This is a genomic window from Clostridium sp. 001, assembly GCF_019056555.1.
Taxonomy (GTDB): domain Bacteria; phylum Bacillota; class Clostridia; order Clostridiales; family Clostridiaceae; genus Clostridium_B; species Clostridium_B ragsdalei.
Window position 1 is genome coordinate 4,083,779 of sequence record NZ_CP020473.1, and the last position, 21,482, is coordinate 4,105,260.

At 30.8% G+C, this 21,482-nt stretch carries 20 protein-coding genes and 3 pseudogenes; 15 read left to right on the forward strand and 8 right to left on the reverse strand.

Annotated features, from left to right (window positions below; translation table 11 throughout):
- Positions 1–44: 44 nt before the first annotated feature.
- Both B5S50_RS21695 and B5S50_RS21700 read left to right on the forward strand, forming a co-directional pair.
- Positions 45–233, forward strand: a complete 189-nt coding sequence (locus B5S50_RS21695; protein ID WP_368041489.1) for a zinc ribbon domain-containing protein — start codon at positions 45–47, stop codon at positions 231–233.
- The gene (locus tag B5S50_RS21700; protein ID WP_368041490.1) at positions 230–766 is read left to right on the forward strand and encodes a GyrI-like domain-containing protein; all 537 of its coding nucleotides are present in this window, start codon (positions 230–232) and stop codon (positions 764–766) included. The genes B5S50_RS21695 and B5S50_RS21700 overlap by 4 nt, the downstream gene beginning before the upstream one ends.
- 4 nt (positions 767–770) lie before the next feature.
- Here B5S50_RS21700 and B5S50_RS19055 read toward each other — a convergent pair whose 3' ends face one another.
- Entirely contained in the window at positions 771–2,144 is a 1,374-nt protein-coding gene (locus B5S50_RS19055) for an MATE family efflux transporter (RefSeq protein ID WP_217302565.1), read from the reverse strand.
- A gap of 183 nt (positions 2,145–2,327) precedes the next feature.
- Positions 2,328–4,394: a helix-turn-helix domain-containing protein gene (locus B5S50_RS19060; RefSeq protein ID WP_217302566.1), complete on the reverse strand. Its 2,067-nt coding sequence runs from the start codon at positions 4,392–4,394 to the stop codon at positions 2,328–2,330.
- 174 nt (positions 4,395–4,568) lie between these two features.
- Between B5S50_RS19060 and B5S50_RS19065 the strand changes: the two are divergent.
- From B5S50_RS19065 to B5S50_RS19075, 3 genes and pseudogenes are all read left to right on the forward strand, one after another.
- Positions 4,569–5,913, forward strand: a pseudogene (locus B5S50_RS19065) (transposase).
- Positions 5,914–6,364: 451 nt separating this feature from the next.
- Complete coding sequence (locus tag B5S50_RS19070) at positions 6,365–6,577, forward strand: zinc ribbon domain-containing protein (RefSeq protein ID WP_063554707.1); 213 nt, start codon at positions 6,365–6,367, stop codon at positions 6,575–6,577.
- Between the two features lie 31 nt (positions 6,578–6,608).
- Positions 6,609–7,130, forward strand: a complete 522-nt coding sequence (locus tag B5S50_RS19075; protein ID WP_065078627.1) for a nitroreductase family protein — start codon at positions 6,609–6,611, stop codon at positions 7,128–7,130.
- Between the two features lie 461 nt (positions 7,131–7,591).
- On the opposite strand, the gene B5S50_RS19080 is transcribed toward B5S50_RS19075, so the two are convergent.
- The 5 genes from B5S50_RS19080 to B5S50_RS19100 form a co-directional block, all read right to left on the reverse strand.
- On the reverse strand, positions 7,592–8,761 hold the full coding sequence (locus B5S50_RS19080) for an ABC transporter permease (protein WP_217302567.1): 1,170 nt from the start codon (positions 8,759–8,761) through the stop codon (positions 7,592–7,594).
- Complete coding sequence (locus tag B5S50_RS19085; RefSeq protein ID WP_254306624.1) at positions 8,761–9,915, reverse strand: ABC transporter permease; 1,155 nt, start codon at positions 9,913–9,915, stop codon at positions 8,761–8,763. The genes B5S50_RS19080 and B5S50_RS19085 overlap by 1 nt, the downstream gene beginning before the upstream one ends.
- Before the next feature lie 8 nt (positions 9,916–9,923).
- Positions 9,924–10,976: an HlyD family secretion protein gene (locus B5S50_RS19090; protein ID WP_217302569.1), complete on the reverse strand. Its 1,053-nt coding sequence runs from the start codon at positions 10,974–10,976 to the stop codon at positions 9,924–9,926.
- A gap of 32 nt (positions 10,977–11,008) precedes the next feature.
- Positions 11,009–11,485, reverse strand: a complete 477-nt coding sequence (locus B5S50_RS19095; RefSeq protein ID WP_217302570.1) for a MarR family winged helix-turn-helix transcriptional regulator — start codon at positions 11,483–11,485, stop codon at positions 11,009–11,011.
- A 434-nt stretch (positions 11,486–11,919) separates the two neighbouring features.
- Entirely contained in the window at positions 11,920–12,195 is a 276-nt protein-coding gene (locus tag B5S50_RS19100; protein WP_217302571.1) for a Nif11-like leader peptide family natural product precursor, read from the reverse strand.
- A gap of 263 nt (positions 12,196–12,458) precedes the next feature.
- On the opposite strand from B5S50_RS19100, the gene B5S50_RS19105 reads away from it, so the two are divergent.
- The 7 genes from B5S50_RS19105 to B5S50_RS19135 all read left to right on the forward strand — a co-directional run bounded on the left by B5S50_RS19105 (position 12,459) and on the right by B5S50_RS19135 (position 18,732).
- Positions 12,459–13,223: a transposase gene (locus tag B5S50_RS19105; protein WP_254306625.1), complete on the forward strand. Its 765-nt coding sequence runs from the start codon at positions 12,459–12,461 to the stop codon at positions 13,221–13,223.
- A gap of 494 nt (positions 13,224–13,717) precedes the next feature.
- Positions 13,718–14,041 (forward strand): multidrug efflux SMR transporter, encoded by a 324-nt coding sequence (locus B5S50_RS19110; RefSeq protein WP_065079342.1) that lies wholly within the window; start codon positions 13,718–13,720, stop codon positions 14,039–14,041.
- A 32-nt stretch (positions 14,042–14,073) separates the two neighbouring features.
- On the forward strand, positions 14,074–14,517 hold the full coding sequence (locus tag B5S50_RS19115) for a MarR family winged helix-turn-helix transcriptional regulator (RefSeq protein WP_217302572.1): 444 nt from the start codon (positions 14,074–14,076) through the stop codon (positions 14,515–14,517).
- 159 nt (positions 14,518–14,676) lie between these two features.
- Positions 14,677–15,441: a MerR family transcriptional regulator gene (locus B5S50_RS19120; protein WP_217302573.1), complete on the forward strand. Its 765-nt coding sequence runs from the start codon at positions 14,677–14,679 to the stop codon at positions 15,439–15,441.
- Positions 15,442–15,545: 104 nt separating this feature from the next.
- A complete protein-coding gene (locus tag B5S50_RS19125; protein ID WP_217302574.1) occupies positions 15,546–17,492 on the forward strand; it encodes a molybdopterin-dependent oxidoreductase in 1,947 nt (648 codons plus the stop codon).
- A gap of 8 nt (positions 17,493–17,500) precedes the next feature.
- Entirely contained in the window at positions 17,501–18,157 is a 657-nt protein-coding gene (locus tag B5S50_RS19130) for a pentapeptide repeat-containing protein (RefSeq protein WP_217302575.1), read from the forward strand.
- A gap of 74 nt (positions 18,158–18,231) precedes the next feature.
- Entirely contained in the window at positions 18,232–18,732 is a 501-nt protein-coding gene (locus tag B5S50_RS19135) for a GNAT family N-acetyltransferase (protein ID WP_217302576.1), read from the forward strand.
- Positions 18,733–18,757: 25 nt separating this feature from the next.
- Here B5S50_RS19135 and B5S50_RS21705 read toward each other — a convergent pair.
- A pseudogene (locus B5S50_RS21705) lies at positions 18,758–18,883 on the reverse strand (C-GCAxxG-C-C family protein); the annotation flags it as partial.
- Here B5S50_RS21705 and B5S50_RS19140 point away from each other — a divergent pair.
- The 3 genes and pseudogenes from B5S50_RS19140 to B5S50_RS19150 form a co-directional block, all read left to right on the forward strand.
- Positions 18,884–19,276, forward strand: a pseudogene (locus B5S50_RS19140) (arsenic resistance protein); the annotation flags it as partial. It lies immediately after the preceding pseudogene.
- 96 nt (positions 19,277–19,372) lie between these two features.
- Entirely contained in the window at positions 19,373–19,576 is a 204-nt protein-coding gene (locus B5S50_RS19145) for a DUF4177 domain-containing protein (protein ID WP_217302577.1), read from the forward strand.
- A gap of 247 nt (positions 19,577–19,823) precedes the next feature.
- Positions 19,824–21,398, forward strand: a complete 1,575-nt coding sequence (locus tag B5S50_RS19150) for a serpin family protein (RefSeq protein ID WP_217302578.1) — start codon at positions 19,824–19,826, stop codon at positions 21,396–21,398.
- Positions 21,399–21,482: the final 84 nt, after the last annotated feature.

The window sequence follows — 21,482 nt, forward strand, 5'->3', positions numbered from 1 at the left end:
TATAATAAAAATATAAATTAACCCATAGGGAAGGAGAATATTATATGAAACAAAAATACTGTCAAAGTTGTGGAATGCCAATGAGTGAGGAACTTTATGGTACTGAAAGGAATAATAAAAAAAATCAGGAATATTGTATTTACTGTTATGAAAATGGAGATTTTAAACAGCCAGATTTAACTATGGAACAGATGATTGAGGCTTCTGTGCCTTTTATGGTTCAAAGGGAATGAAGGAAAGTGAAGCAAGGGAGCTTATGGGAAACTGTCTTCCAAATTTGAAAAGGTGGAGAAAGAGCAAAATAACCTGTAAAATAGTCAAAAAGAATCAAATTATATTGGTTGGAAAAGAAATAAAGACTACTAATGAAGGTGGTAAATGTAAGGCTGTAATTGAAAAACTTTGGACAGAATTTAGCCAGCAAAAGCTTGAAGATAAAATACCCAATAAGCTGAAAAATGGTGAAATTCTAGGATTATATAGTGATTATGAAAATAAAGAATTTGGACATTATTCTTATATGGTTGGACTTCAAGTAAAAGATATAGGTAACATACCTGATGGTATGACATATAAAGTAATACCGGCATCTAAGTATTATGTGGTAACAGTAAAGGGAAAAATGCCGGAAAGCATTGGAGAAGCCTGGGGATATATATGGAATGCTGATATTGAAAGAACATATACAGGAGATTTTGAGATTTATGATGAGAGATATGATGGGAGTGAAAATTCCGAAGTGGATATATATGTGGCTGTAAAGTAAGCCATTAAGATTTTTCACTCACTCCAACTTGATCAAAATCTTCCTTTAATGCTTTATTTAAAAAGTAAAAAGAGGTTAAAACAGCGGAGGCATCAGTTATAGGATAGGCAGCCCAGGCACCTTTTATACCAAAAAGCTGAACAAGTAGTATGGCTAAAGGGATAAACACTATGATCTCTCTATATATTGAAAGTAAGAAACTTTTTTTAGCTTCACCAATTGCCTGATAATAGTTTATTACTACATAATATATTCCTGTTAAGGGAATTAGAGATATGCATAATCTGAATGCTTTAACTGTTTTATTTAAAAGGGCAGCATCGTTTAAGAAAAAGCCTATGATATAATTTGGAAATAACATAAAGATTGACCAAAGTGCAAAAGAGGTTATTAGAACGACTTTAATTGAAGTATTTAAAACCTTTTTAACCTTATCATAGTTTTCAGCACCAAAATTATAAGCAACTATAGGCTGCATGGCAGAACTTATGCCTATTATGGTTACAAATAGAAACATAGAAATTTTAGTTATTACTCCTACCATGACAATGGCAGATTCTCCGCCCCCAGTATAAAGGAGGTTGTTTAGAACTACAGTAACTAAGGCATCCTCAATTTCTATTATAAAGGTGGAGAATCCAACGGTAATTATGCCCCATATAATTTCTTTTGTAACTGAATTGTGAATGGAACGCATTGAAAATTCCATATGAAATTCCTTTATGATGTTTTTAAACTTGTAAAATGCAAAAGTAAAGGCAGTTATTTGAGATAATACAGTAGCTATAGCAGCGCCTTCTATTCCAAAGTGCAATTTAACTATTAATATATAGTTGATTAAAATATTTAAAGTAACACCTATTAAATTAGTATATAGAAGAGCTTTTGTCTTTTTTAGAGAAATCATAATATAACAGGCAACTACTGATAATGACTGAAAAATGCCTCCTAAAAGTAGTATAGATACATATTTGTTAACTAGAGGATAAGTTAGATTGTCTGCACCTAATACATAAAAAATTGGCCTTCTAAATATAAAAATAATTAATGAAACTATTGTAAGTGATATTAGAACCAAACTAAAAGAAGCAAATACTATTTTTTTAAATTCTGAATAATTCTTTTCACCTAAACTTCTAGCGGCATAAGTGGAAGCTCCTACAGCTATCAAAAGCCCAAGGGCTACTAACAATTTTTGAATTGGGAATGCTATAGTAATAGCTGCTAGTGTAGTAACTCCTATGTAGTGTCCCACATATACCGTGTCTACAATATTATAAAGCTCAGATACCAAAAGTGCGAACACAGAAGGTATGGCAAATTTTAAAAGTAATTTTCTTATTTTACCTTGTTTAAGAGTATTATTTTCAATTTCCATAAATTTCACCTCAATAAGTTAAGCTATTAAAAAGTAGGCTTAACTTTTTTCTATAGTTAAATTATAATGTTTTTTGGCAAAATTTACATTCACTTAAAGGTTCATAAAAAGGTACTATGTCGTTATAGCGTGAAAATAGTCACATTATTGAAATAGCATAATAGCACCTGTTTTAATATATTATTAGACCTCTTTTATTAGAATTAATAGAGCACCATAACCTTTGAGTTTAGTTCGTATATTAAATACAGTGCTTTTTTTAAAGCTTTTAAAATGTATACTTGGAAAAGAGGCTTTGTGAAGAATCTGTTTTTCTTCTTTGCTTAGTCTTTTAGGTTTCCCCATATCAAGCCAGTAGTTATATGAGGAACCAGATTTTTCGTTTATTTCATAAGTGATTATTTTTATAGATGAAGGTATGTTTACTATATTTATTGAAAGCTTTTGTGCAGCAGCGTTTTTAATAGCCCTAAGTTTTGAAAAATTCTCAAAAGGAATCAGTTTATTTATATTGTCATGATGGTTGTAGAGCAAGATTTGATACTCATTATTAGATTTTGTAACTATATATCCTTTGTCTTTAGCAACTAAAGTGTCTCCAAGTTTATTTAGCAAGTAATAGGCATAATAAGAAGGTTTTTTTATTCCCTTGTCATTTATAAGTCCTGGGTATCCAAAAAACACTTCATTAGTTAAGTTTATTTGTTTATCTAACACATCAAAGGCTCTTAAAAAGTTTAGAGAATTTGTATTGTTTATTACACTATGTATAATATAGGGAAGCATATATGTGGTATCGTAGATAAAATCTATATTATCTTTTGCATAAAATATATCTTTAATTATTTCTAGTTTGTATTCTGTAGATAAAAGTTCTGTTACTTTATTTATAACAGCATGCTCTATAGTAGAGTCAAATTGAAACTTAAAAGAATCTAAGTTTAAACTATCTAGGTCATTAAAGTAGTTTAAGAAAGATTTTATAGCTAATAGAAAGCTTGAAGTAGAGAAACCCGTATCATTTAAAACTATAATAGGCTTTATATTAAGTGTATCTAAAAATTCAAGTACATCTCGAGCTCTATTCCAATTATAGAACTTAGACTCTGGAAATATACACATATCTTCGCTGAAAATATTTAAAAGTCTGGCATAGGTAAAGCCTATTTCTTCCTGAAGAACTTCTAATATATCTTTGTTATCTTCCAGGAGAAGTTCAAAGGCATCTCCTACATTTAATATATCTTTAAAATTTTTGTTGAAATTTCCAAGGTCATCTCCCATATTTATATTTATCTTTGTTATTTTATCCTCATAATTGAACCTGTCATAGTCCTCCAAATAATGTGTTATGTATTGAAGGCTTTCCCCTAGATTAAAAAATTCAATGATTTTTTGCTTCTCAAAAGTCTCATCATTCATTTTGAATTTTTTTCTATATTGAAGGGGAGTGTAGTTATATTGAATTTTAAAATGTTTGTTAAAGTACCTGGTATGTGAAAATCCTACTTCTTCTGAAATTTCAGATATAGTTTTATCTGTATCTAAAAGAAGTTTTAGGGCCTCTTCAACTCTATTTGAATTTAATAAATCTGTAAAACTGTATCCTGTTACATCCTTTATGCCGTGGGACAAGTAGTCAGTACTTAAAAATTCTTTTTTTGCAATGTCCTGCAGTGTTATATTATCGTTATAATTATTAAATATATATTTAGAAATTCTATGGTATCTTTCAAGCTGTTCTTCTTTTTCCTTTAAATCTTCATTTTCATACATTAAATAATGAAAATTGTTTATGAGGTGGTAGAGAAGATCTATAAGAATGGTTTCGATTTCTTCATCGTAGTTATCCTGCTTTTGAATTAACTCACAGGCTATTTTAGCTAAAAAGGTTCTTAAAATATCATATTCTTCACTTTCTTGAGCTCTGTCATCTGTGGTATTGGTAAAGAAAAACATATTTTCAATATCGCTGTAGTATTTTTCAAAAAAATAAGGATCTATATGAAACACTAAAACTCTATTATCTGCATCACTGCTTACAATACTGTGCGTTTCATCTATGTTTACTATTTCTATGTCTTTTTCTATGAGTTCATATTTGTCAGATTCTATGGTGATGTAAAGAGTGCCCTTTAGAACATAAAGTATTTCTATTGAACTATGCCAGTGGAGAGGATAATTAATTATATTTGCTAAATTTATTGAAACAGGTATATCTAAAGGATAATTTATATATTTTCTCCTCATATATATTAAACTCCTTTCTTCTTTAGGGAAAATAGGCGTTTGCGAAACGCTACAACCCGTATAAATGCGGTGTATTTTTTGTTACAAAACAAAATAACTCCTCACTGATTTATGGTAAAATTGAATTGCAAAGAAACAAAATCACCATATACCTCAGAAAGGAGTTATATATTTATGATACCATATAAACAGCTTTCTTTGGCAGATATTTTTTCTGATTGCAAAGAAAAATTTGAAAATAACAAGCCTCAGTTTCTTTCTTTACTTGAAAATACTATTAACCTTGATGATTTAATCCCTGCTTCCTTCATAAATCATTTTTATGCTTCTACTGGAAGGCCCCGTAAATACAGTCTTTACGCCATGCTCCGTGCTTTGATTTTGCAGCACATTTTTTCTATTCCTACGGATTCCCTTTTGATTATTTTTCTTAAATATTCTCAAGAGTTAAGGGATTTCTGCGGTTTCCTTAAAGTCCCTGATGCTTCTAAATTCACACGTTTTAAACAGGATTTTATTCTGGACTTACAATTGATATTTGATAATCTCGTTGATATTACTGAACCAATATGCCAGCAAATTGACCCCAAACTTGCTTCTATGACTATTTTTGATACTTCTGGTATCGAAGCTTTTGTTACTGAAAACAACCCTAAGTATGCTAACCGCATCATAAAACAGCTTAAGACTTTTAAGAAAGTACATGCTTTAGATGATTCTTATGATCCTTATAAAGCTGCCTATGGTTCTATGCCTCCACACGCTTCAGCTAATCCGGCCATTCAACAAATGTACATTAACGGTCATTTTTGCTATGCTTTTAAATTTGGCATTGTAACCAACGGACTTGGTATTGTAAGAGATATTTCATTTTACAATCAGGATTTTCTAAAAGCACATCCTGATATTGTTATTGAGAAAAAATCTGATTCACCGGATGAAGATAAATCTCTTGCTGATTCTAAAGCTCTTATACCTGTTCTTATGGATTTCTTTGCAAAACATCCTTTGATAAATCCAAAAATCTTTTTAGGTGATGCTGCTTTTGACAGCATTCTGATTTATCGATACCTTTTGCATGATTTGAAATTTGAAAAGGCATTCATTCCATTAAAAACTAAACTTGCATCAAAAGAATTCGACTGCCCTTTAAATGAAAATGGTATTCCATGCTGTCCTTATGACCATTCGCTTCCAATGAAACGAGAAGGCAGTAAAACACACTTACGTTCTGGAATTCCATCAATGAAATTCGTATGTCCCAAAATGAAATGGGTATACAATAAAAAAACTAAAAAGAGCAAACGTGTAACTCTATGTGAAAATCCATGTACAAAATCTTCTTGCGGCAGAATGTTTTACATTTATCCTGAAAAGAATCTTCGTGCATATCCTGGAACTACTCGTGGAACTCTCCAATGGGAAAACACTTATAAAATCAGGACTGCTGTCGAGAAAAACATCAACCATTTCAAAGGCAGTTATTGCGTTGCGGATCGTAAGACACAAAATGAGCTAACGCTTCATTCTGACTTACTTCTAGCCGGTATAACTCAGCTAATAACAGTTATTGTAGCAAATAAAATACATAAAAATGAATATATTAGAAGCCTAAAACCATTAATTGCATAAATTTTATTTGTAAAAAATAGAAACCCAACTTTGCTTTATTTCGTGCGCCCTTTTTTATCAATATGGCTATTTCAAATCATAAAAATTTGTCTTTAAACTTCTAACAATACTTTTGCAACTTCTAAACATCTTTTATTCATTTTTATTAGCGAGTTTCGCAATTACCTAATTAAACTCCTTTCTTCTTTAGGGAAAAGAAGGGCCAAGCTCTAATAATGCTTTTTAAAATTATAACCAGTATAATATATGAAAAAAGTTTTTTCAAGCAAGTGGAAATTTGTTTATTAAAAAGAGTATAATTACTTTACAATCATGTATAAGTTAAGAGGAGGTTTAAAATGGAAAAGAAACAATACGTTTGCCCAAAATGTGGCAGCACAGAATATGAATCAGATCAATTCCAGGCAACAGGAGGAAATTTCTCAAAGATATTTGATGTACAGAATAAGAAATTTATTACTATTAGCTGTAAAAAGTGTGGGTACACAGAATTGTACAAGGCGCAGTCTTCATCTGGATGGAATATTTTAGATTTTCTTATAGGTAACTAACTTATAATATATATGAAAGGAAGATATCATTATGAACGAAGTTTTACAAAATATTTTAACAAGAAGAAGTGTAAGAAAGTTCAAAGAAGAACAAATAAAAGACGAAGAATTAGAATTGATTTTAAAAGCTGGAGTGTATGCACCAAGTGGTATGAACAAACAAACTTGGCAGTTTACAGTTGTTCAAAGTAAAGAGAAGATGGAGCTGCTTGCAAAAGTAGTTAAAAAAGCATTAGGTATAGATGCTGCATATAATTTTTATGCACCTCCAACTTTAATTATGCTGTCCAATGAGAAGGAAAATGTAAATGGGCTTGCTGATTGTGCTTGTGCTCTTGAAAATATATTTCTAATGGCAAATTCACTGGAAATAGGTTCCTGCTGGATCAATCAATTGAGAACTATTTGTGATGAAAAAGAAGTAAGGGAAGTACTAAGTAGCTTTGGTATACCTGAAAATCATATTGTTTGGGGGATGGCATCTGTTGGATATCCTGAAAGCATATCTAAAGCACATGAAAGAAAAGATGGAGTTATTAAATTTGTAAAATAATATAGAGTTTCTAAATTGAAAGTTAACATATACAATATCATATAATGACAAATTTCATCACTATAAAAACTTTTGACAAGTCTAAAGCTCGGTATTTTGAAAATCTAAGAAGCTCAGCTAAACTCGTACCTCAGACATATCTAAGCTCCTAAGATTTTCTAAAATACCTCTCTAAGACTTATGGAAAAGTTTTTAAATGTGATTTCAATTTTGTCATTATATTTTATGTATAAGTTTAAATTTCAATTAGAAACCCCGTGTAGATAGTTAACTCTACAATTAAGCTGCTCCAAATTGCTAACTTGATTTAAATGCTAAAGTTATAAATCCAACCGAGACTTATATAAGCAATTTTAGGTAATGATAGATTTAACTTTAAACTTTATGATCTATATAAGAAACACAGAAACAACAAATTTTAATGCCAATATGAAATAACTTTCGATGAAAAATGTAAAGTTCTAAGCTTTCTGTAGTAGTTTACTATTTTTATATTTCATAAAGGCAATTTTAGCTGCATACATCGCAAGTCCTACTGGTAACCAAAATGCACCAAAGTTAAGCTCATTTTGCAGATAAGGAAGCATAAGACCCCAGCTTAATCCTTTTAAGTTTAACATCTTTAATGCTACAGTCATATGTCTGAATGGCCATATAATATTGAGAGTATCTGCCATTCCATTTGGAAGCAGATAATCTGGGAATATAACACCGCAGGTTAGAAATATAGGTATATTTATCAGATTAAAAAATAGTATAAAATGGCCAAGGTTATCCATAACTGATGTAAAAACTAATCCCATAGCTGTAAGGTTAATAAAAAATAAACTCATTAAAACAATATATATTAATATATCACCACGAAGTGGTACACAGAATAATTTATCAACAATACATAAGCAAGTGAAAATTACTGTACTACATATAGTAGAATATAGTAGTATTCTTCCTATAAGACCAATTACAGCTTTTACACCTTCTTTTGAACACATCTTAATATGTGCAAATTGCTCTTTCTTCTTCATTAAAGCAGGTACTAAAAGTAGTGGTACAAAAAAACCTTGATTAACTAAAGGTATTAAAGTATAAATTAAATATCTAAGATAACTACTTTGAGGCTCATACAGTACGCGTTCAACATAAGAAAAGTTTAAAACAGTTTGCTTAGATAGGTATGGAACCATACCATTTCCTTGAAGAACACTTATTTGAGCACCAGCATTTATCGTACCTAAAACTTGACTAGCATATGCTAAAATATTGGATAGTATGGGGAGATCAGTTCCATCTATTAACAATAAGGCACTAGGTGATTTTGCCATGCTTACATCTTTTTCAAAGTGCTTAGGTATTATTATACCTCCATTTACCCTACGAGATCTTATTGCTTTTTCAAGTTCAGTATACGAATCTGTGTAATAATTAACATTTAAACCTGGACTAATTTTAAGTTGTCGTACAACAGTTCTTGACAATTGTGAATTATCTTGATCAACTACTCCAAAGGGAAGATGCTCTATATAAGGATTTGACATGGCATAGCCAAAAATAAGTGTTGCTACAATAGTAAGTATAATAGTCTTAAGTAGGGAGCTTCTTTCTTCTTTTAATATTTTAAAAAGACTCTTCATTATGTTATCACCTCTTCATCTTGACTATTAATGATACTATTTTTCTCATTTATTCTAATATTTCTAAGTCTTTTAGCCTCTTTTATTTTATATAAAAGGAATGTAATTGCCCACATAAAAATTATAAATTTAGTAAGCCAGAATATATTAGATAAGTTATCCTGAAAACTTCCGCCTATAAGTGATAAATCTCTTAGAGGTATGGCATAGTAGTAAAATGGAATATATTTAGTTATTATAGAAGCAATATCAGGCATAGCTACAGTTGGAAATGTGTATCCAACCAAAAATAGAGTTATTGCTACTGGACCTGCTAAACCTACTGCATCTATCTTATTTCCATTAAACAAGATACTTAAAAGTACTCCCACAAATGTCATTCCAATACAAAATAGAATAGTTAACGTAACTCCTGCTTCAACAGAACCCCTATAAGGTAAACCGAAATATTTACAAAAAACTACAAATATAGCCAAAACAGTAGTTGATCCCAGAAGTCCAACCATAATACCTTTAATCCACATTTTTTTATAGCTATTACCTTTGTTTATTAATAAAATTACAACTATAATCATTCCAACCTGAATAGTATTGATTGAAAATCCTGGAATGAAAAAATTAAACATATTTTGAGTAGGATTTCCTATAAGCCTATAATTGTAACCTATAGGATTGATATAATTTTTAGCTACTTCTGGCATTAATCCAAGTTGATCCTCTGCTACATTTATTAAATATGCTGATTTAATGGTACCTAGAATTTGTGCAATTTTTGTTTTACTAGAAGCAGTCATGGCCATTTGTGCCCCATCATAAACAACCATAATGTTGGGATTCTTTCTATCAGTTAGATCCTTTGAAAAATTTTTAGGAATAATAAATCCTACAGCTACGTCTTGTTTGTCTATTAAATCTTTAACATCATTATCAATTTGACTATATGCAACTATATTAAATGTTGAATTTGTCCTTATTTCCCTAACAAAAGATTGAGATAATAAAGAGTTATCATGATCTACAATAATAGTTGGAATTTGACTAAGTGAATGAGCACTAAATTCAAGTGCTAAAACAATAGCCCCCCCAATGCCAATTATAAAAAGCATTAAGATAGGAGTTATCATATACTTAAATCTTAATATTTTTTCTTTCATAATAATCATCACTTCTTTCCAAAATCAACAAAGGCTGTCATTCCAGCATGAAGTGGTTTATTCATATCAATTAATTCAACTTTAATTCCATAGGACACTATATCAAAATCCCCATTATCATTTGTTGCCCTTTTAACTGCAAAATCAGCATCCTTATTAATTCTAACTATTTTACCTTTAAATTTTTGATTAGGATAAGCAGGAATTTTCACAGGCACTTCTTCATTTAACTTCACTTTTGAAAGATCTGTTTCTTTTATATCACATTCAACCCAGGGTGCAACTGTATTTGTCATTACAAGAAGAGGCATTCCTGTAGATACAAGTTCACCAACCTCTACATTTAACTGATTTACAACTCCATCTGCTGGTGCTGTTATTGTTGTATCATTTATATAACTTTGCACTTCATCTTGTCCACCTTCAGCTTGTTTAATTTGGGCTTGATATCCCTGTATTGTTGCATCTGCTTGACTTACTTGTGCTTGTAATGCGGCTATATCTTCAGGTCTTGAACCATCTTTAGCAACATCATATTGATTTTCAGCCACCTCCATATCTGTTTGAGCCTTATCTAAATCTTCTTTAGCTGCATAACCTTTACTATACAATGCATTTATTCTATCGTATGTAGATTTCGCTAAATCGTATTGAGACTTAGCTTCATCAATTTCCTCCGGTCTTGCTCCATTTTGGGCCTTCTGAAGTTGTGCTTGAGTTGCTGATTTTGATGCTTCAGCTGCTTTCATTTGTTCAGTAGCTGCATCGATTTGAGCTTTTGATTGAGCTTCTTTTGCAACTAGCGAACTATTATCTATAGTTATTAAAACTTGTCCGTTTTTTATGCTGTCACCTTCAGCTACCTTTATAGCTGTTATTTTTCCTTCAGCTTTAGAATTTATATTTATTTCTTTAGTCTCTATGTCTCCTTGAACAGTTAAGTGATCACTTTGCTGTTTTACTATTTTATCTCCTGTCAAAACAAAATTCTTACTACATCCTGAAAACAAACCTGTTGTAATTGTTAGAGCTAATACTAATGCAATTTTTTTTCTTTTCATATAAATCCTCCCAAACCAACGAATATATTTACTTATAAGAATCTGTTAGTTAAACGCTGTCTAATTTTTACAAGTGATTCATGTAGAATTTGCATTTGTTCTTCTGGTAAAACACCTAATAAAGACACTATAAGATTTTCTTTATCTGGTAATATCTCAGCTAAAATTTTCTTACCCTCTTCTGTTATAGTAATCTTTGTATATCTCCTATCATTTTTATTTTCCTGTCGTAGAACAATTCCTTTTAATGTCATTCTATCAATTAAAGTTGTTACACTAGGTTTCTTTACTCCTAATTTCTTACTAAGAGTAGATGAAGTACTTCCTTCATCACCACATAAATATAGGTAATACAGAACTTTGAATTGTACCTGTGTTAATTCAAACTTTTTATAGCCTTCTTCACCAATTTTATTTATTAAATCTGATATTTTAATAATCTCGTCAGTTACCTCAAAAGTTAACTCCATTGGATCAATCTTAATTAAATCGGTATCTTTTTTATTCATAAACAACACTCCTAAAATGTTTTTTCATATTATTCTGCTAATCCTATTAACTTAATATACTGATAGTTAGCATAAGTAATAGTTAGTATGTCTAACAATTAGCTATACTAACTATTATACACATTATTATATTAGTTTCAATATCAATAACTGGAAATTATTATTAATAATCTGTAACTTTTAGTTTTAGTTCTGCAAAATGGAAATCTAAATTCAAAAATGTGTGTTACCAACAAAATGCTGGGGATTTGACATTAAAAAAGTATTACATAAATGATAGGGTATGTAGGATACGAATTGTTAGAGAGGTTAAATATAGGTAACGTGTTTGCATTATCAAGTGTCCGGCAAATGTACGAAGTTACTAAAGTTATAGACCACAAAAATGGATTGCCTTAAAATTAGGCAATCCATTAATTATGTATTAAGTGAGATTATAAGGAAGATAAAAACATTTCGTATGCATCTTCAAATGAATCGTAGGGATCTGGATTCCCGCCGTTTGTGCTTTTGCATTGGTTGTCACTGTACTCTTGTCCAACTGCCAGAAGTCCTCCAACAGTTATAGGATGTCCTGCATTACAGGCTATTTTGCAAAATGTATCCATAGGATCATCTGCCAGACGAGTTTCCAGCAGCTTCTTTCTTAAGGAAGGGTCTTTTTTAGCATCAGTATAAAGCAGTTCTAATTCAGTAGTTGTGTTGTCCATAATCTGCACCTTGTATAATGAACATGTAGTAAAAAATTCATTATACTTTTCCTTTCTTAAAGATTTTTTACTATAATTATCATAAGACGCTGTGGATTAGTTTTCGCACCTATAGCTAGACTATTTTAATTGAGGATCTAACCACTGTCTTATGCTTATTTGTTAATTAGTTAGATAACGCATGACGTTTTATATAGAGCAAGGATACATTTAGCATAGGATTTGTGGAGCATAGCGGACTAAAACTTAAAGGAGTTGTTTTTATGATTTACATTGGCATTGATGTAGCTAAAAATAAGCATGACTGCTGTATCATAAGATTGATAGACATTATATTTCCAGAGTTACCTAAGCTATTTTGGTCAATCCATCAAAGTTCTTCCTATGCTCTTTTATCTATATTGCCAAATGCAGATGAGATAGCTGCTTGCCACTTGACTAAGCTTACAAACATACTAAGTACAGCTTCCAAAGGCAAGTATAGTAAAGATAAAGCAATTTCTATAAAGAAATCTGCCGTGGATTCTATTGGCACTAGTTCGAGGGCTTTAAGTTTTGAACTTCAACAAACTATTAGGTTAATACAATCAGTTCAAGTTGAAATTGATGCTTTAGAACTTCAAATAAAAGAAATTCTTATTGAAATCAATTCACCACTGATTAGTATTCCTGGAATTTCATATACTCTAGCAGCAATAATATTGTCTGAAATTAGGGATATAGAAAGGTTCACAAGTCCTTGTAAGCTCTTAGCTTTCGCAGGATTAGATCCTTCAACTTACCAATCTGGCAAATATAATGCTTCGCATACCCCAATGGTCAAACGTGGATCTACTTATCTACGTTGGGCTGTACTTACAGCTGCCAGAACTGTTTCAATGAGAGACGCAACCTTTTTTGCATATTTATCAAAGAAACGATCTGAAGGTAAGCACTATTATGTTGCTATGAGTCATGTTGCTAAAAAATTAGTGCGTGTAATATTTTATCTTTTAAAAACCAATACAGCTTTTGTTCCACAAATGTAATCCTTATTTTTAAAATTGGCAACTTAGTTGCTCTATTTGTTATGCACTTTTTTAAGAGGCTAAAAAATGAAAAAACCTTTAAAATTGTATTGACTTCATATAGTTAGTCTCTGTACTTTAAAATTAATAATGTTATTATAGCACTGCATAAGAATTTAGGCCAATAGAGATTGTAATAAGAGCAGTATCTATTATATAGTTTCGTTTTATTTCCAGTAAAATTATTTGTCTGATGGCTACCTACTGTAATACTCCCACTTCTATCAAAGTGGGAGCTAACATTAGCTACGCCCCTAGATAATTCATCTAAACTTAATGGGAGGAACAAAACTCTAAAGAGAAAGCGATTCACTTTAAATCGAAGATTTAAGTTCTCTGCTTTTCTCACTAAGTAAGATTCATTGATAATTGAACAAAAAGAATTTTTAGCTTATAATAATATTAGTCCATAAATAGACTAATATTATTATAAACAGTGAAAGAAGGTTTTATAGTTGGAATGGATTTACCTGATTGGAGCTATTATACTTGAAACAATAGGAACAACTTGTATGAAGATGTCTGATGGATTTACAAAATTACTGCCAGCTTTAGGGACAATTCTAACGTATGGCTTGTGCTTTGTACTTTTTTCAATATCATTAAAAAAGATACCTGTGAGTGTGGCATATGCTATATGGGCAGCTGCGGGAACTACTATTATATCAGTAATAGGAATTTTTATTTTTAAAGAAAATATAAGCATTTTAAAAGTTTTGTCTATATTTTTTATTATATTAGGAGTTGTAGGATTAAATCTTAGCGGTGTTAGTCACTAATTTTTTTACTATTAGAAAAGAGTGTATGAAATATGAATAAAGAAAATGAAGTTACTGAGTTATTAAGTGATTATTATGAATCCTGGTTTAAAATTAATGAAATTTATCGTATTTGGTCAAAAAAACATGGTATTCAGGATACGGTTTTGTTTATTTTATATGTAATAGAAGTTTCTACTTGCTGCAGTCAAAATGAAATTTGTGATAAATTATGCCTGCCAAAACAGACGGTTTCTTTAATATTATCCCACCTTGAGAAAAAAGGATACATTTCTAGAAGATTAGATCCTAAAGACCGCAGAAATAAAGTAGTCAGCTTTACAGAACAGGGAAGTAAATATGCAAAAGGGATATTAGAACAACTTAAAGCATCGGAGATAGAAGCTCTCAGTAATATGTCTCAAGAGCAAAGAAGGACTATGATAGAAAGTTTTTGCTTGTTATCTGATTTATTATCTAAAAGCCTTTCTAAATAATTATAACAATTTATAGTATCAACTTATAAGGCTTCAAAACTCAAGCCAATTGATGCACTCAGGTTTGAATAATAAAAAATCTCTGTATTTTACAGAGATTTTTTATTGACATTGACGCTGCGTATAAGTTTATAGTTAAATTGTCAGGAGGTGATAGCAGTGGAATATACAGTGCAGAAATTAGCTCACATGGCAGGTGTCAGTGCACGGACTCTTAGATATTACGATGAAATTGGAATTTTGAAGCCGGCAAAAATCAATTCATCAGGATATCGCATTTATGGCCAAAATGAAGTAGATCGGCTTCAGCTAATACTCTTTTATAGGGAATTTGGCATAAAGCTTGAAAACATAAGAGAGATCATAACCTCTCCTGATTTTGACAGGGTTAAAGCACTGAGAGAACATCGCAAAAAGCTTCTTGAAAAAAGAATTGAACTGGATTTATTGATTTCTAATGTTGAAAATACAATTAAATCCATGGAAGGGAGAATTGTAATGAGTGATAGAGAAAAATTTGAAGGATTCAAGAAAAAACTTATTGATGACAATGAAAGAAAATATGGAGAAGAAATCAGAAAAAAATACGGAGATAAAATTGTAGATAAAACAAATAGCAATCTTAAAAATATGACACCTGAGGAATATGAAGAGGCAACCGGACTTGAAAATGAAATACTTGAAACACTGAGTAAAGCTTATAAAACAGGTAATCCTGCGGGTGAACTGGCTCAAAGGGCTGCTTCTCTCCATGCAAAGTGGATAAGTCTTTATTGGGGAAATTACAATAAAGAAGCTCACGCAGGTCTTGCTAAAATGTATGTAGAGGATGAAAGATTTAAAGCATATTATGACAGAAACCAGCCGGGAACAGCAGAATTTTTAAGAGATGCAGTTTTAGTTTATACTGGGATGAAAAAATAATATAGGCTTGTACTTAATGAATTAAAAAGATATAATGGAGAAAATTTTAAAATAATTGATGTAAAATATATGAAATTAGATGTTTTAAGTGAGGCGTATAGATTATGAAAAGGCATGGATGTCCACTGGATTGCTTTGGATGCTGTAAATTAAATGTATATGTGGAAGATAATAAAGTAGTTAAAATAGAGGGAGATAAAAACCATCCTTATACAAAGGGTATAGTATGTGAAAAAGCAAAAAATCATTTGAAGAGGTTAAATGCCAGGGATAGATTGTATTCACCTATGAAAAAACAAAATGGTAAGTGGGTAAATATAACTTTTGAAGAAGCCATAAATGTAATTTCGGATAAATTGATGTATTACAGAGAAAAATATTCTTCAAACTCTGTAATTCATTATGGTTCATCTGGAACAGGAACTGTATTAAAAGGCATAGAAGATATATTTTTTAATTTTTATGGCGGCACAACTAAAATAGAAAATGAAATATGCTGGAGTGCAGGTAATAAGGCACAAAAATATGATTTTGGAGATAATAAATCAAACTCCATAGAAGACATTTTGAACGCAAAAAATATAATACTATGGAGCAAAAATCCAGCAAATTCTCATATTCAGCTGCTGCCATTTTTAAAAAGAGCAAGGCAAAATGGGGCAAAAATAATAGTTATAGATCCTATTTCTACTGATAGTACAAGCTTTTGTGATATTCATATAAAGATAAATCCAGCATCGGATGCTGCTATGGCTATGGCTATGACAAAGGCAATAATAGAAGAAAATCTGCAGGATGCAGAATTTATAAAGAAAAATGTAGTAGGATTTAAGGAATATAAAGCTTATTTAGATACTCTTAGTATGGAGTATTTGTCTAGAGAATGCGGCGTTAGCATAGACACTATAAAAGAAATTTCTCATATTTATGCTGAAGAAAAGTATAGTACTATATGTATGGGATATGGACTTCAAAGGTATAAAAATGGAGGAAATTCCGTAAGGAGCATAGATGCTCTTGCTGCTATAACGGGAAGCATAGGGAAAAGAGGTGGTGGAGTAAATTATTCCAACAAAGTGTATCCTAAAGTATTAGATTTGGACCCCTATGGCAGTTATAAATATGCATTAAAGGATAGAAACTGGAATTTTAATAAATTACTTAAATGCTCGAAAGATATTAAGGCTATATTTGTAAGTAAGGCTAATCCACTAAACCAATGGCCTGATTTAAATAATTTTGTAAAGGCTTTTGAAAATATAGAGTTCAAGGTGTGCATAGATATGTTTATGACCGATACGGCTAAACATTCCGATTTGATTATTCCATGTACTAATACCCTGGAAAGCGAAGACCTGCTATATTCTTCTATGAGTAATCCCTACATAATATATAATGAAAAGTGTGTCAAACCAAGGCATGAATTAATGGATGAATACTATTTTTTTATGGAACTTGCAAAAAAGATGGGGATGAAAGAGTACCCTTACGTACCTAAAAGGGAATACTTAACCCAAGTAATAAAACCTTTGGAAAAGAAGGGAATAACTCTTGAAAAAATAAAAAATGGATATGTAACCATACAGGAAAATTCTATTGCCTGGAGTGATCTAAAATTTAAAACACCATCAAAAAAAATAGAGATATATTCTAAAGATGCTGAGAAAGACGGATTGAGTCCAATACCAGTTTATGTTAACGACAAAAAAAGTGATAGATTGAGACTTTTGACTACTCATCCTAAAAAATCACTTATGTCTCAAAGCTTTAAAGACGTAGATACCATGGCTGCAGCTAATATAAGTAAAAATACAGCAGAGAAACAGGATATACATAATGGTGATATTGTTAAATTAAGATCTCCAAGGGGAGAAATACGCGTAAAGATAAATATAACGGATAAAGTGCCAGATAACCTTGTCCATATGAATGTAGGTTGGTGGGAAAAAAGTTCAAATCCAAATTTTCTAACGGAAAATCAAATTGCTGATATGGGTAAGCAGGCAGCTTATTATGATACTTTTGTAGAAATTAAAAAAAGGGAGAGATAAAAAACAAAATGGCTCAAAATAGAAATGTTACCAAAGTACTAAAGCCAAAGATTAAAGACAATCTACCTGAATTTGATTTATTACAAGGAGGAATATCTGATTATGATTTGATTTCATCTGTATTGGTGGATGAATGCTTGGTGGAAAATTTTAAGACAAGAAGAGTATCCTTTAATGAGGTAATATTCAGAAATGTAAAGTTTATAAATATATCGTTTGAGCAGGCAGAATTTTTAGATGTAAGATTTGAAAACTGCGACTTATCTAATATTAATTTGAGTGAATCTTCAATACATAGAGTAGAGTTTATAAACTGTAAGCTTACAGGAAGTAATTTTACGGAAGCAGTTTTTAGAAATGTTATGTTTGATCAGTGTAGTGGACAATATACATGTTTTAGATTTACAGATTTCAAACAGGCAGTCTTCAGCAATTGTCAGTTCCCGTATGTTGATTTTTACAAAAGTGAATTTTCTAAATTAGAATTTAAGGATACTGATATTACACAAGGTCAATTCTGCAATACTAAACTAAAAGGAATGGATTTTACAAGCTGTAGGATTGATGGTATTGCTGCGGGTGTGGAAGATATTCGCGGTGCAATAATCTCATATACTCAGGCTGTTTCGATTATTAGCCTACTTGGAGTTGTGTTAAAGGAATAGTGTCTTTCAATTTGTTAAATTAAAAGAGTAAAATATTACAAAAATATATTATAAATAAGTGGGGGCGGAGAAAGATGGATTATAAAATTGAAGGTATGAAAAAAGAAGATTGGGAAGAAGTATCAAAAATATATTTGGAGGGTATTAATACAAAAAAGGCTACATTTCAGACAGAAGTACCTTCTTGGCAAAATTGGGACAGCAGTCACCTTAAATCCTGTAGATTAGTAGCTAGATTAGGAAATAAGGTGTTGGGGTGGGTAGCTTTAAGTCCAACTTCAAGCAGATGTGTTTATGCAGGTGTTGCAGAAGTCAGTATATATATAGGAGAAGAATATAGAGGAAAAGGTATAGGAACCTCCCTTTTAGATAATCTAGTTAAATTATCTGAAAAAAATGGATTTTGGACTTTACAATCTGGAATTATAAAAGAAAATTTACCAAGCATAGCACTGCATAAAAAATGCAGTTTTAGAGAAGTAGGTGTAAGAGAGAAGCTAGGAAAGATGTGCAATAAGAAATGGTATGACGTAGTTTTAATGGAACGCAGAAGTGATACTGTAGGAATAGATTAGCTGTTTTGTGAGATCTATTATAAATTGTTAAAACTCTACAGCATAAACATTTATGTTTATCCTTAAAAATATCGTGTAGTTCTTTAGACAAAGCCATAGCTTTATTAACTCTTTCATCTTTGGGTTCACATCTGCCGAAGAATAAACCTATCCTATAGCTATAGGCCTTATAGTTATGATGTATCCACCACTTGCTAAAGTTAACTATAAGGAACAAGGAAAATACATTATTGAGCTTCCAATGGATGTTGTAAGAATTGCTGTTCCTTTGATTATATACTTCATAATTATGTTCTCCGTATCCTTCTATATAAGTTATAAGTCAAAAATAGATTATCACAAAACAGTTAGCTTATCATTCACGGCTGCAAGCAATAATTTTGAACTGGCAATTGCAGTAGCGGTAGCAGTTTTTGGCATTCAGTCTCAGGAAGCTTTTACTGCAGTTATAGGACCATTAATTGAAGTTCCTGTTATGATCGGACTTGTTAATGTAGCTTTGTTATGGGGAAGAAAGTACTTTGGTTTAAAACAGGAAAAGTAAATATGTTTATTACCTTCTGTGTGTAAATATGATATAATTACCACTAGTTAAGTCAACATAGCAAAATATCATGTGATTTTAGGAGGTACATAGTTTATGTGGGAGTATAAAGTATATGAGTGGGACGGAACATTATGTGGAGCAGAGGATTTAGAAAGTAAACTTTTAGAATATGGAAAAGAAGGTTGGGAATTAGTTAATATTATTCCTCAATATAGCAGTCAGATTTCAAGCATAGATTTATCCACATCATTTAATACATTAGTGTTTAAAAAATTTAAAAAAATTCAAGAATGCTAATTTAGTGTTGTAAGTAAATAAGATGGAAATGGGTTAGTTTAATATAATTTTTAAACTAGCCTTTTAATAGTAGTAGTGGTAAATAATGTTTTATATGATAGAATATATATATGGATAATTAAAAATTATTTATACAGGGTTTTCAATTGAAGATTTTCTATATATGATTTAGTATAAGTCAGCTTTCAATTTAGAAACCTTATAGGTTTATAAATTGGATTGTTTTTTAATTAGGGGGGGATTTTATATGTTCAAATTGAAACTAGTTATACCTGTTTTAATTTCAATTATACTTGCAACCGCAGGTTCTGAATGTTATATGCAAAAGGTAAAAGCTAGTGATGCAGCGGAAAATATAAAACAATGGACAGAACAAAAGGATGTTAGTACAGAAAAAGTGTGGAAATTAACTTTTAAATCAGGTTTGTTAGTTGATTGGCCGTCTTTGGACAAGGCTATTACTGTAACAGATTCAAAGGGTAACATAATTGATGTGGAAACTAATGAGGCAAACTATGGCAACAGTATTTTAATATATCCACCAAAGGATGGATATAAGGCAGGAGAAACTTATTATTTGAATGTTTCGAAGGACTTAAAACTTTATAGTAAAACAGGTTCATCTACAAGTAATCTTAAGCAGCCAATTACTATGAAATTTACAGTTAATGGTATTAAGACAATAGATATAGATAAAGATAGTTTGGTAAGTGTATCAAGTAATAAGTTTGTATTTGATTTAATGAAGCAATTGACAAGTAAGGACAAGAATAAAAATATAATAATATCACCGTTAAGCATAGGAACCATATTAGCTGAGACACAAAATGGATCGGCAGGAGATACAAAAAATGAAATATTAAAGTCTATAGGGTTAAGTAATGCAGACGATAAAACTATAAATGAACAATACTACAGTTTATTAGATTATTACAATAATTTAAAATCAACAAAGCTAAAAACAGCGGATTCCATATGGGTTGATAAAGGTACAATTTTAAATAAGCAATTTGTTGATACTTCACAAAAATATTATAATTCAGAAGTAAGCACGTTAGACTTCAAAGATAATAATTCAGGAGATATCATCAATAAATGGGTAGATAAAAGTACAGATGGACAAGTAAAAAAGATAATAGATAATATTAATGCAGAAGATGCGGCAATTTTAATTAACTCCATAAATTTTAAAGGAACCTGGTTAGATAAATTTCCTAAAGCCAATACAAAACCAGAAGAATTTAATTTATCTAGCGATCAAAAAATAGAAACAGATAATATGGAAGATACACGTGTAAGTAGTTATTTAAAAGAAAATAATTTTGCAGCTGTAAAAATTCCATACTATGATGGGTTAGAAATGGATTTGTTTTTACCGGATAAGGGAGTAGATATAAACAATTTTGTATCAAGTATTAGCAAAAGCAACATGGACAAATGGATGAATGACTTCTATGATGCAAGAGTTACTATGAAAATACCTAAGTTTAAATTAGAATATGAAGAAGACAACATGGTTGATATACTTAAGAAGTTAGGTATAGTTACAGCTTTTGATAAAAGTAAAGCTGATTTTAGTGGAATTTCACAGCAAATGCCACTGTATATAAGTAAAATTACACATAAAACTTTTATCAACGTAGATGAAGAGGGAACAACAGCTGCTGCGGTAACTGCTGTAGAAATGGGTGCTACAGCATGTATGCCGCCAGAATACAAGAATGTTGATTTTACTATTGACAGACCTTTTGTTTTTGCAATAAGAGATTGTAAAACAGGAGTAATAGTATTTATGGGAAAAGTTGAAAACCCACAAAAATAGTTGAAATATATCATATATAAAAGAAGTAAGTTCGAAAGAGCTTACTTTTTTTACGTAGATAACTTATATATTACAAGTTGTTTT